This is a genomic window from Mycobacterium sp. (genome assembly GCF_049673265.1).
Lineage (GTDB): Bacteria > Actinomycetota > Actinomycetes > Mycobacteriales > Mycobacteriaceae > Mycobacterium.
In genome coordinates, this window is sequence record NZ_JBATXN010000148.1 from 1 (window position 1) to 12,097 (window position 12,097).

Genomic DNA, 12,097 nt, shown 5'->3' on the forward strand with positions numbered 1-12,097 from the left:
GGCTGAGCCGATACAGCCACATGCCCGTCAGATAGGAGCCCCACATCCGGCTGTACGGGGTGCCGATCACGGCGTCGTTGCTGGCGATCACGAGGTCGGCGCACAGCGCGTAGTCGCTGCCTGCGCCGACGCACCAGCCGTGCACTTGGGCGATCACCGGTTTGGTGGCCCGCCAGATTGCCATGAACTTCTGATGCGGTCCGGTCTCGTGGGCGGTGACCATCGCGAAATCCTTGCCCGGATCCCAGCGTCCCGCGGTGTTCATCACCTCGCCCCAGTGCTGGAAACCGTCGCCGAAGTCATAGCCGCCGGAGAACGCCCGGCCGGCGCCGCGCAGCACGATGACCGTGATTTCCGGGTCCCGCTCGGCCAGGCCGACGGCGGCCTCGATCTCGTCGGGCATGGGCGGAACGATGGTATTGAGGTGTTCGGGGCGGTTCAGCGTGATGGTGGCGACCGGCCCGGCCGTCGTGTACAGGAGCGTCTCGAACTGAGCAGTTGGCATGGCTCAAGGGAAGTCGCTTGGCGACGTTGTGTCTAGGGACCTCGCTCGTCAGTGGCTATAGCGGTCGTGGAGTCGACCGAGCGTGGCTTCGATACCGGCGGCGTTGCGCTTGGCGAAGCCGGTCAGTTCGTAGTACTTCAGCAGGTCCTTGACAGGTCCGGTGTCGCGATAGTCGAACGTTTCGGTGACCCGCGTACTCGTCGGCGTGACTGCGGCGAACTCCCATCGCCAACTATGGCCGAGGGGATGGCGCCATTCGATGAGTCGGTCGGGTTCGAACGCGGTCACCGTGCTGGTGATGCGATACGGCATGCCGAACATCGCCATCTTGGTGGAAAACCGCGCGCCCGGGCTAAGACGCTCGGGTCCGCGGATGTTGTCGCGCACCGTCCCAGATCCGTCGAGCTCGCGGTGGCGGCGTGGATCGGCAACGATCGCGAACAACTCGCTAGCCGGAGCGCCTACCTCGACCGAACGGCTGACCTGCTTGGGTCCGGCATCGACGACGGTTACCGTCACGATCTTGCCGGATTCATCTTGCCTCCCTAGCTCCAATAAGGAGACGGTGGCCGTGGTTCAGTAGTTCAAGTATCCAGGCTACCGAGGCCGGCGTTGCCGCCGGTACCCCCCGCACCGGCGTCGGCGCCGGCCCCGGACGTGTCCTAGAAGTTCTCGGTATTGCTCAGTTGATAGCTCGACTTAAGGCCGGGCGTCGGCCTTAATCGTCGGCGTGCCGTTTCTGATCCCACCGCTCAAGACGTGCTTGTAACTCGACCAGGCCGACCCCAGCGACCGGAGCGGCGATGAAGAAGAAGCATGCCACCGTTTGGGGAGTCATCTCGACCTCCTACCGGGCCCTCCCGACCCTAACTTTCCCCATACGTATTTCTTAGGTGCTTTTAAGGTACGCCTTAGGTAGCCGTCAGGAAAGTCAAAACGCTCGATTTTCTCCAACTGTGCCAAAAAAGTTACTTCGGTGCCGACTGTGACGGGAGTGACGCCAGCGGCTCAACTGCCCAACATTTGCCACAGGAACGCGAAACTCAGCGCCGCCTTGAATGCGGTCTGCGCGTTGTCGGCGGCGCCGGCGTGGCCGCCCTCGATGTTCTCGTAGTACCAGACCCGGTGGCCAGCGGCTTCCAGTGCCGCCGTCATCTTGCGGGCATGGCCCGGATGCACCCGATCGTCACGGGTCGATGTGGTGATCAGCACCGGCGGGTAATCGGTGCCAGCCGAAATATTGTGGTAGGGGGAGTACTCGGCGATGAACTCCCAATCGGCCGGATCGTCCGGGTTGCCGTATTCGGCGACCCACGATGCGCCCGCCAGCAATAGATGGAAGCGGCGCATGTCCAGCAACGGCACCTGACAGACCAGCGCGCCGAACAACTCCGGGTATTTGGTCAGCATGATGCCCATCAGCAGACCGCCGTTGCTACCACCTTGCGCGCCGAGTTGCCGCACCGTTGTGATACCGCGGGCCACCAAATCGGTTGCCACCGAGGCGAAGTCCTCGGCGACCAGATGACGGCCCGCGCGCATCGCCTGGGTGTGCCAGCCGGGGCCGTATTCGCCACCACCGCGAATGTTGGCTAGCACAAAGGTGCCCCCGCGCTCCAGCCACAGCCGGCCCAATACGCCGTCGTACCCGGGCGTGCGGGCGACCTCGAATCCGCCGTAGCCGCCGAGCAGCGTCGGGCCGGGTCCCGTCGCGTTCCCCGGCCGCACCACGAAATATGGGATTGCGGTGCCATCCTTTGACGTCGCGAAATACTGTGCGACGGTGATGCCTTCGGCGTCGAAGAACGCCGTTGCGGACTTGATTTGTTCTAGCGGTCCGTCGGCAGCCCCGTGCAGTAGCTGCGACGGCGTGGTGAATCCGCTGGAATCCAAGAAGATTTCGTCGCCAGTGTCGTCGGCGGCGGCGATAACGGTGTTGGTATTGGCCGGCACATCGGTCAGCGGTCGACGCTGCCAAGTGCCGGGTGTGACGATCTCGACGCGGCTGGCCACATCGGCCAGCGTGACAATGACGAGACGGTCGCGTGTCCAGGCGTAGTGCAGCAGGCTGGTGTGAGCGTCGGGCTCGAATACAACGCGCAATTGTGCTGTGCCGGCCAGGAATTCGTCATAGTCTGCGGCCAGCAGCGAGCCGGCGGTATAGCTGGCGCTGCCGGTGATCCAGTCGGTGCGCAATTCGATCAGCAGCCACTGCCGGTGTACCGATATCGACGCGTCGGTGGGCGCATCGATGCGGATCGATTCTTCGCCGCGCAGCTCATACACCTGGTCGTTGAAGAAGTCGAGGGCCCGCCGCAGCAGGGTCCGCTCGAAGCCGGGCGTGCGGTCAACTCCGGCTGCCGCAATGACGTCCGTAGGCGAGCCTTCGAAGACCGTCTGCGCATCCTCCAGCGGTTGCCCACGGCGCCATCGCTTGACGATGCGCGGGTAGCCGGATTCGGTCAGCGAGTCAGCACCGAAGTCGGTGCCAATCAGCAGAGTGTCCGGATCGACCCAGCTGAATCCGGATTTGGCCTCGGCCAGCGCGAACCCTCCGTCAACGAATTCGCGTGTGCCCATGTCGAATTCACGCATGATAGCCGCGTCCGAACCGCCACGGGACAGGCTGATCAGGGCCCGCGTGTGATCGGGTTCGATGACGTTGGCGCCGGCCCACACCCAGTTTTTATTGTCAACTCGACTCAATTCATCTAAGTCCAACAGCACATCCCAGTCCGGGCTATCGCTGCGATAGCTGTCCAGCGTGGTCCGCCGCCACAGCCCGCGCGGGTTGGCGGCGTCGCGCCAGAAGTTGTACAGATAGTCGCCGCGACGGCGCACGTAGGGGATCCGGGCATCGGTGTCGAGCACCTCGAGTGCCGCGGTGCGCATTCGCTCGAACTCCGCGCCGGAAAACTCGGCCACCGTCGGCTCGTTGCGGGCGCGCACCCAATCGAGCGCTTCTTCGCCGAGGACATCCTCCAGCCAGAGATACGGGTCGTCAGGCATGGAAGTCATTGTGATGCCAGCGGTAATGTGACCTGTATAACACCGTCAATCGAGGAGATCCCATGACCGTCTACGCACGTCCGGGTTCCGCTGAGGCGCTGATGTCGTATGAATCCCGCTACGGCAACTTCATCGGGGGCGAGTGGGTAGCGCCGGTGGGAGGCCGGTATTTCGAGAACCCGACGCCGATCACCGGCCAAAATTTCTGCGAGATACCGCGATCCGACGAAGCTGACATCGACAAAGCGCTCGACGCTGCGCACGCGGCGGCGCCGGGGTGGGGTAAGACCGCGCCGGCCGAGCGGGCCGCGATCCTGAACAAGATCGCTGACCGCATCGAGGCGAACCGGGAGACGCTGGCGCTCGCCGAATCGTGGGACAACGGCAAGCCGATCCGGGAGGCGCTGGCCGCCGACATCCCGCTGGCGGTGGATCATTTCCGTTATTTCGCCTCAGCGATCCGTGCCCAAGAAGGCACGCTGAGCCAGATCGACGAGGACACCGTCGCGTATCACTTCCACGAGCCGCTGGGTGTGGTTGGTCAGATCATCCCGTGGAACTTCCCGATCCTGATGGCCACCTGGAAACTGGCGCCGGCGCTGGCCGCCGGCAATGCGGCGGTGCTCAAGCCGGCCGAGCAAACCCCGGCCTCGGTGCTGTATCTGATGTCGCTCATCGGCGATCTGCTGCCGCCCGGCGTGGTCAACGTTGTCAACGGGTTTGGCGCCGAAGCCGGCAAGCCGCTGGCATCGAGCAACCGGATCGCCAAGATCGCGTTCACCGGGGAGACCACCACGGGGCGGCTGATCATGCAGTACGCCTCGCAGAACCTGATCCCGGTCACCCTCGAGCTGGGTGGGAAGAGCCCCAACATCTTCTTCTCCGACGTGATGGCCAAGGGCGACGACTTTCAGGACAAGGCGCTGGAAGGGTTCACCATGTTCGCGCTCAACCAGGGCGAGGTGTGCACCTGCCCGTCGCGCAGCCTGGTGCAAGCCGACATTTACGACGAGTTTTTGGAACTGGCTGCCATCCGCACCAAAGCGGTTAGGCAGGGCGACCCGCTGGATACCGAGACCATGATCGGTTCCCAGGCCTCCAACGACCAGCTGGAAAAGGTGTTGTCCTACATCGAAATTGGTAAGGACGAAGGTGCCAAGATCATCACCGGCGGGGAGCGCGCCGAGCTCGGCGGCGACCTCTCCGGCGGCTACTACATTCAGCCGACGATCTTCGCCGGCAACAACAAGATGCGGATCTTCCAGGAGGAGATCTTCGGGCCGGTGGTGGCGGTCGCGTCGTTCTCCGACTACGACGACGCGATCTCGATTGCCAACGACACTCTTTACGGCCTGGGTGCGGGGGTGTGGAGCCGCGACGGCAACACCGCCTACCGCGCGGGCCGCGACATCCAGGCCGGCCGGGTCTGGGTCAACTGCTATCACGTGTATCCCGCGCACGCGGCATTCGGCGGTTACAAGCAATCCGGTATCGGCCGGGAGAATCACAAGATGATGCTCGACCACTACCAGCAGACCAAGAACCTAATGGTGTCGTACTCGAGTAAGGCGCAAGGGTTCTTCTGATGACCCCCCGGGTGGTGATCACCGCCGCCGCCGCCGCGCTGCTCGGTGAGCTGGCGGACCGGCACGGACCGGTGATGTTCCATCAGTCCGGCGGCTGCTGCGACGGGTCGTCGCCGATGTGCTACCCGGACGGGGATTTCATCGTCGGCGACCGCGACGTGCTGCTGGGGGTGTTGGACGTCGGCGCCGGCGTGCCCGTATGGATTTCCGGGCCGCAGTTCCAGGCCTGGAAGCACACCCAACTTGTCATCGACGTGGTGCCCGGCCGCGGTGGCGGCTTCAGCCTGGAAGCACCCGAAGGGATGCGGTTTTTGTCCCGCGGGCGCGCCTTCAGCGACGACGAGAACACCGAGCTCACAGCTACCGCGGTGATCACCGGCGCCGACTACGAGCGCGGCGAGCGCCCGCCGGCCCGCGCACCGGTGGTAGCCGTCGCTTCCGACGCTTGTTCGTTACCAGGGCGCGCCGGGGCGGTAAAGCGATAGCACGCGGCTGCGGCGTTATCGTCAAAGCGTGATACCACTGCCGCGGACGTGGCTGCTGACCAGCGCAATGCTGGTCGGTATCGCGGCCGGCGTGCTGGCCGGGACAGCGGCCACGGTGCTGGTTTCGGCCCGTATCCGTCCAGACGTCGTGATCGCGCTGGTGGTCGGGCTTCCCAGCGCCATCGGTCTGCTGATGATTCTGTTTTCTCGGCGCCGATGGCTGACGGCGCTGGGGGTATCCATCCTGGCGCTGGCGCCGGGATGGTTCGGTGTGCTGGCGTTGATCGAGGTGACGAGCCATGCCTAACGAGGACCTGCTGGACACCGGATCACTGCCGCAAACCGAGCCGTACCTGCCGACCTTCGACACCGGCGCGCACTACAAAGCCGAACCGGAAATCATCGAACCGCAACCGCGCGCCCCGAAGCGCCGATGGTGGCGTCGTAGTTCGTACCCGGCGGCCGCGGAAGTAGTTGCCGATGAGCCGGCCGACGACCCCATTGCGGCGGAACCGGACGCGCCGGGTGACGCGACGCCGTCCGGGCCGCTTCACCCGCCGGCGCCGTCGATCACCGTTCCCGGCCGCTACCACTACCTGAAGTGGTGGCAGTTCATCCTGATGCTGCTGGCGGTGTGGGTGCCGGCGGGCGCGATCGGTGCCGGCCTGTTCTATTGGTGGACCCACGACAACTCCGCCTATAAGACCGCCGTGGTTTTCGTTCTGCTCGTCTACGTCGTCGTCTCCACGGTTGCAGGCTTGATGCTGGCGATGGTGACCGACCGGCCGCTGGTGTCCGCGCTGGGGGTCGCGATGTTGACGGCGGTGTTCGCATCCGTTGTCACCGCTGCCCCGGTTTACGGCGCGTTCTACTGTGACCACAGCCAAAGTCAGTGCCTGATGGGCGTCATCCCGTACTGAGCCTGCCGACCGAGGCTATGCAAGGCTGGCGGGGTGAGCGACACCTCGGCCTCCTACGCGCCGGCCGATCGCGACCTCACCCCAATCGCTGACCTGATCGACGATCCCGCGCGCGCCGCGATGCTGGCAGCTTTGGCCGGCGGCCGTGCGCTGCCGGCCGGGGAGCTGGCTCGTCGGGCTCACGTCCATCCGGCCACCGCGTCGGCGCACCTGCGCCGGTTGGCCGAGGGCGGATTGATCCGGGTGCGCGTTCAGGGCCGGCATCGATACCACGAGATCGTCGATCCGGAGGTCGCCGAGGTGCTGGAGGCGATCGCGCAGATCGCCCCGCCGGCCCCGGTGCGTTCGCTCGATGCCCATCGCGCCGCCGTCGCGCTGACCGAGGCGCGGACGTGTTACGACCATCTGGCCGGACGCCGCGGCGTGCAGTTGCGCGACCGTCTGCTGGACGCGTCGGCGCTCCGCCGCCTCGACGACCGCGATCACGAACTCACCGACCGCGGGCAGCATCTGCTCGACCAGTTGGGCATCGACTTGGCGGCGCTGCGGACCAGTCGGCGGGTATTCGCCCGCTGCTGCGTCGACTGGACCGATCGCCGGTTCCACCTGGCCGGGGCGTTGCCCGCCGCGATCACCAGCGAGTTCCTCGCCCGGCGATGGCTCACCCGCGGGCCGGGCCGCCGCCTGCGGGTCGCCGCCGATTACGACGGCAACCTCGAAAGTTGGCTGGCCATCTGACGGTGGGCGCGCGGCCACTAGGGTAGGGGCCGTGACCCACTATGACGTTGTCGTCCTCGGAGCCGGACCCGGCGGATATGTGGCGGCTATCCGCGCTGCGCAGTTGGGATTGAACACGGCCGTCGTCGAACCCAAATATTGGGGCGGAGTCTGTCTCAACGTCGGCTGCATCCCGTCGAAGGCCTTGCTGCGCAACGCCGAACTCGTGCACATCTTCACCAAGGAAGCCAAGACCTTTGGCATCAACGGCGAGGCGACATTCGACTACGGCATCGCTTACGACCGAAGCCGCAAAGTGGCCGAGGGCCGGGTCGCCGGTGTGCATTTCCTGATGAAGAAGAACAAGATCACCGAGATCCACGGGTACGGCAGGTTCACCGACGCCCACACGTTGTCGGTCGAACTCAACGAGGGTGGCACCGAAACGGTTACCTTCGACAACGCGATCATCGCCACCGGCAGCAGCACCCGGCTCGTTCCCGGCACGTCGCTGTCGGCGAATGTCGTCACCTACGAAGAGCAAATCCTTTCTCGCGAACTCCCCGAATCGATCGTGATCGCCGGCGCAGGTGCCATCGGCATGGAATTCGGCTATGTGCTGAAGAACTACGGAGTCGACGTGACCATCGTCGAATTCTTGCCGCGCGCGCTGCCCAACGAAGACGCCGAGGTATCCAAGGAGATCGAAAAGCAGTTCAAGAAGCTCGGTATCAAAATCCTCACCGGCGCACGCGTCGAATCGATCGCCGACGACGGGTCCCTCGTCACCGTGACCGTCAGCAAGGACGGCACGTCTGAGGATCTCAAGGCGCAAAAGGTGTTGCAGGCCATCGGGTTTGCGCCCAACGTCGAGGGCTTCGGGTTGGACCAGGCTGGGGTCGCGCTGACCGAGCGCAGAGCGATCGGGATCACCGACTACATGCAGACCAACGTCAACCACATCTACGCCATCGGGGACGTCACCGGGCTGCTGCAGCTGGCACACGTCGCCGAGGCTCAGGGTGTGGTGGCGGCCGAAACCATCGCCGGCGCAGAGACTTTGGCCCTCGGCGACTACCGCATGCTGCCGCGCGCGACATTCTGCCAGCCGCAGGTGGCCAGCTTCGGGCTCACCGAGGAGCAGGCCCGCGACGAAGGTTATGACGTTCACGTCGCCAAGTTCCCGTTCACCGCCAACGGCAAGGCACATGGCCTCGGCGATCCCAGTGGTTTCGTCAAACTCATCGCCGACGCCAGACACGGCGAACTGCTGGGCGGGCATCTGATCGGCCACGACGTCTCCGAGTTGCTGCCGGAGCTGACGCTGGCGCAGAAGTGGGACCTGACCGCAAACGAGTTGGCGCGCAACGTCCATACCCACCCGACGATGTCAGAGGCGCTTCAAGAGTGCTTCCACGGACTGACCGGGCACATGATCAACTTCTGATGTCGATGCGTAGCGAGTCGATTTGGGCTGCCATCGGCGGAGTGCTCGCCGGCTATTTGCTGTGGCTGGTCGCGATTTCGATCGGCGACGCGATCACCACGGTGAGCCAGTGGAGTCTGATCGTGCTACTCGTCGCAGCGGCGTTCGCGTTGTGGGCGGTACTACGGGGACAGCGACTTCGGCGAGAGCGGAACTATCCGCTGGCGTCGTTTGTCTTCGCGTTGCCGGTTCTTCCCGTGCTGCTGTCGCTGGGTGTGTTAATCCGCACGTACATCTGACAGGGCGCTACCGCGGGTTGTCCAGCGGGATGTCCAGCGCCGCCATGGTGGCCGCCAGGCCGTCGTATTGCCCTGCGAGCATGCAGAATTCGATGAGCTGACGTCGATCGAGGTGGCTGGAGAGCTGCTGCCAGACCTCAGCGCTGATCGAGCGGTCGTTGATGAACTCGTCGGTGGCGCGCAGCAGCGCCTGCTGCCGGTCGGTGAGCCCGGCATTCGGATTCGGCCAGGCGAAGATCATGGCCTGCGTCTCGTCGTTCACGCCGCGGCGGCGTCCCATCTTCCGGTGGTGCTGCAGTTCGTATTCGGAATTGCGCAGATGAGCGACCCGCAGGATCACCAACTCAGTGTCGGCGCCCGGCAATCGGCCTCGCAGCAGCCGAGCACCGTAGAACGCCCACGCCCAGAACAGCAACCGGCGCTGACCCAGCGTCGTGAACAGGTGCATCTCCGGCGCGCCGACCGTGCGGGCGGCGGATTTCGCCAAGAACCAATTGATCAGCCCCAGGTCGCGGAACCGCGCAGGCGGGATGCGACCGACGTCCGAATGGCTCATGGCTGCTTCACCAGGTAGGGCGAGACCGTGCTGCGGTGCTCGTCGATGTCGAGTGCACGGCCCAGAGCGGGGAACGCTCGCTGCGGGCAGTTGTCGCGTTCGCACACCCGGCAGCCCGCGCCGATCGGGGTGGCTATGTCGCCGGACAAGTCGAGTCCTTCCGAGTAGACGAGCCGGTGCGCGTGCCGGAGTTCGCAGCCCAGCCCGATCGCGAAGGTTTTACCGGGCTGACCATACCGTGATGCACGCCGCTCGATGGTCCGGGCCACCCACATGTAATTACGGCCGTCGGGCATCTGGGCGATCTGCACCAGGATCTTGCCCGGGTTGGCGAAGGTCTCGTAGACGTTCCACAGCGGGCAGGTGCCGCCTGCAGAAGAGAAATGAAAACCCGTGGCGGATTGGCGTTTTGACATGTTCCCCGCGCGGTCGACGCGCACGAATGACAGGGGCACGCCGCGCATCGACGGTCGCTGCAATGTCGAGAGCCGGTGGGCGATGGTTTCGTAGCTCACCACATAAAACGCCGAGAGCCGCTCGACGTCGTAGCGGAAGTTCTCGGCGATCTCGTGAAATTGCCGATAGGGCAGCACCGTTGCGGCGGCGAAGTAATTGGCCAGCCCGAGTCGGGCCAGCTTGCGGGACTCGTCGCTGGTGAAGCTGCCCTCAGCGACCAGGTCGTCGATGAGCGCCCCGTGCTCCAAGTAGGCCAGCTCTGCGGCGAGTTTGAACGCGGACTGGCCCGACGGCAGATGCCCGCCAATTTCCAGCGTTCGCGTCTCGGGGTCGAAGCGGTGAAGGACGTTGTCGCCCAGATCGATTCGTTTGATGCGGACATCGTGCACGGAGGTCAGCCGGTCGGACAGGTCGCGTACCAGATCCGCGCGGTGCATGCGCATCTGCACCGTGAGCTCCTCGGCGGCGGTGTCCAGCTCGTGCAGGTAATTATGTCGCTCGTAGAAGTAGTCGCGAACCTCTTCGTGGGGCATCGTGATCGATCCGCTGCCGCTTCCGTCGGAGAAACGATCCTCGGTGGCGGCCGCGAGCTGCGTGGTCGTCAGCCGATACCGCCGGTGCAAGTTGACCAAGGCCCGTGCGAGCGCCGGGTGCGTGTTCACGACGTCGGCCAGCTCCGACTGGTCCACCTCGACGCCGAGGTCGTGGTCGAGCGTGACCTCACGCAGCTCGGCAAGTAGACGAGTGTCGTCCTGCGAGGCGAAGAACGTCGCGTCGACGCCGAACACCTCGGTGATCCGCAGCAATACCGCGACAGTCAGCGGCCGGACGTCGTGCTCGATCTGATTGAGGTAGCTCGGTGAAATGTCGAGCATCTGCGCCAGCGTGGCCTGACTGAATCCGCGCTCGCTGCGCAGCTGCCGGACCCGCGAGCCAACGAATGTCTTGGCCATCCGGCCAGCGTACCCGTGTTGCGAAGGCATGGTTAGCAAGATTTGCACCACGTCGAGGATTGGCGCCGCGGCTAGGTCGTTTGGCATGATCGCCGGAGGGGGAGTGCGAGTAACAGCGGGGAAGTGAAGCCGTGAGCCTGGACAAAATAATGATGCCGGTGCCCGACGGCCATCCGGACGTCTTCGACCGCGAGTGGCCGCTGCGCGTCGCTGACATCGACCGCGAGGGTCGACTGCGCTTCGACGCGGCCGCCCGCCATATTCAAGACATCGGTCAGGATCAATTGCGCGAGATGGGATTCGAGGAAACTCATCCGCTCTGGATTGTCCGCCGGACGATGGTCGACCTGATCCGTCCAGTCGAGTTCGGCGACATGCTGCGGATGCGCCGGTGGTGTTCAGGAACATCGAACCGGTGGTGTGAAATGCGGGTCCGCATAGATGGGCGCAAAGGCGGGCTGATGGAGTCCGAGGCGTTTTGGATCAACATCAACCGCGATACCCAGATGCCGTCGCGCATCGCCGACGACTTCCTAGCGGGCCTGCGGAAAACCACGGATATCGACCGGCTGCGGTGGAAGGCCTACCTGACCGCCGGCGGCCGTGATGATGCCACCGAGATCCACGAGTTCCCGGTCCGGGTCACCGACATCGACCTTTTCGACCATATGAACAACTCCGTGTACTGGAGTGTGATCGAGGACTACCTCGCGTCGTACCAGGAACTCCTCAAAGCGCCGCTGCGAGTGACCATCGAGCACGACGCCCCGGTTGCACTCGGCGACAAGCTGGAGATCATCTCGCACGTTCACCCGGCCGGATCGACCGACCGATTCGGAGTCGACCTGGCTGACCGCACTGTTAGAACGCTCACATATGCCGTCGGAGACGAGACAAAAGCGGTCGCGGCGATCTTCCCGCTCTAACCGTACGAGCGTTATGCAAACCGCCGGGCTGACCTGCGGATTTAAGTTACCCGCTGGTAGAAACTGAACCGTTCAGTTCAGGGCGTGTCTTCGCAACCTTTGCAAAAAGTAGCTGACCCCTAGCCAAAATTGGCACGAAAATAGGTGGACCTGCAGCGCTGACCTGTGCCATCTTCGACTTAGCAGATCAGCACGATGCTGGGGTCCTTAGCAAGTGTGGAAATCCAGGGTCCTCAGGTCGTTAACTTTTGAGGAGAGC

13 protein-coding genes are annotated in these 12,097 nt (G+C 64.4%); 8 read left to right on the forward strand and 5 right to left on the reverse strand.

All coding sequences use genetic code 11. The features are described 5' to 3' along the window. From WBF82_RS05270 to WBF82_RS05280, 3 genes are all read right to left on the reverse strand, one after another. Positions 1-505: crotonase/enoyl-CoA hydratase family protein (locus tag WBF82_RS05270; RefSeq protein ID WP_424382036.1), on the reverse strand; the 505-nt coding region annotated here is incomplete at its 3' end. A 48-nt stretch (positions 506-553) separates the two neighbouring features. Further along, positions 554-1,024: an SRPBCC family protein gene (locus WBF82_RS05275; protein ID WP_424382048.1), complete on the reverse strand. Its 471-nt coding sequence runs from the start codon at positions 1,022-1,024 to the stop codon at positions 554-556. Positions 1,025-1,513: 489 nt separating this feature from the next. Continuing rightward, positions 1,514-3,523 (reverse strand): prolyl oligopeptidase family serine peptidase, encoded by a 2,010-nt coding sequence (locus tag WBF82_RS05280; protein ID WP_424382037.1) that lies wholly within the window; start codon positions 3,521-3,523, stop codon positions 1,514-1,516. Positions 3,524-3,576: 53 nt separating this feature from the next. Here WBF82_RS05280 and adh point away from each other — a divergent pair, with 53 nt between their 5' ends. The 7 genes from adh to WBF82_RS05315 are packed head-to-tail and all read left to right on the forward strand — an operon-like array spanning position 3,577 to position 8,947. After that, entirely contained in the window at positions 3,577-5,100 is a 1,524-nt protein-coding gene (gene adh / locus WBF82_RS05285) for an aldehyde dehydrogenase (protein WP_424382038.1), read from the forward strand. Next, the gene (locus WBF82_RS05290) at positions 5,100-5,585 is read left to right on the forward strand and encodes a DUF779 domain-containing protein (protein WP_424382039.1); all 486 of its coding nucleotides are present in this window, start codon (positions 5,100-5,102) and stop codon (positions 5,583-5,585) included. The genes adh and WBF82_RS05290 overlap by 1 nt, the downstream gene beginning before the upstream one ends. 28 nt (positions 5,586-5,613) lie before the next feature. Next, on the forward strand, positions 5,614-5,892 hold the full coding sequence (locus WBF82_RS05295) for a putative holin (RefSeq protein ID WP_424382040.1): 279 nt from the start codon (positions 5,614-5,616) through the stop codon (positions 5,890-5,892). Beyond that, complete coding sequence (locus WBF82_RS05300) at positions 5,885-6,505, forward strand: hypothetical protein (RefSeq protein ID WP_424382041.1); 621 nt, start codon at positions 5,885-5,887, stop codon at positions 6,503-6,505. Before WBF82_RS05295 ends, WBF82_RS05300 begins: the two co-directional genes overlap by 8 nt. Positions 6,506-6,538: 33 nt before the next feature. After that, positions 6,539-7,243 carry an ArsR/SmtB family transcription factor gene (locus tag WBF82_RS05305; RefSeq protein ID WP_424382042.1) on the forward strand — a complete coding sequence of 235 codons (705 nt, stop codon included), beginning with the start codon at positions 6,539-6,541 and terminating at the stop codon, positions 7,241-7,243. Between the two features lie 31 nt (positions 7,244-7,274). Beyond that, positions 7,275-8,669, forward strand: coding sequence for a dihydrolipoyl dehydrogenase (gene lpdA, locus WBF82_RS05310; RefSeq protein WP_424382043.1), 1,395 nt, complete (start codon positions 7,275-7,277; stop codon positions 8,667-8,669). Further along, on the forward strand, positions 8,669-8,947 hold the full coding sequence (locus WBF82_RS05315; RefSeq protein WP_424382044.1) for a hypothetical protein: 279 nt from the start codon (positions 8,669-8,671) through the stop codon (positions 8,945-8,947). The genes lpdA and WBF82_RS05315 overlap by 1 nt, the downstream gene beginning before the upstream one ends. Positions 8,948-8,954: 7 nt before the next feature. Here the strand turns inward: WBF82_RS05315 and WBF82_RS05320 are convergent, their stop codons facing one another. Further along, positions 8,955-9,503, reverse strand: a complete 549-nt coding sequence (locus tag WBF82_RS05320; protein WP_424382045.1) for a carboxymuconolactone decarboxylase family protein — start codon at positions 9,501-9,503, stop codon at positions 8,955-8,957. Further along, positions 9,500-10,912, reverse strand: a complete 1,413-nt coding sequence (gene ramB, locus WBF82_RS05325) for an acetate metabolism transcriptional regulator RamB (RefSeq protein WP_424382046.1) — start codon at positions 10,910-10,912, stop codon at positions 9,500-9,502. Before ramB ends, WBF82_RS05320 begins: the two co-directional genes overlap by 4 nt. Before the next feature lie 131 nt (positions 10,913-11,043). On the opposite strand from ramB, the gene WBF82_RS05330 reads away from it, so the two are divergent. After that, a complete protein-coding gene (locus WBF82_RS05330; RefSeq protein WP_424382047.1) occupies positions 11,044-11,838 on the forward strand; it encodes an acyl-ACP thioesterase domain-containing protein in 795 nt (264 codons plus the stop codon). Positions 11,839-12,097: the final 259 nt, after the last annotated feature.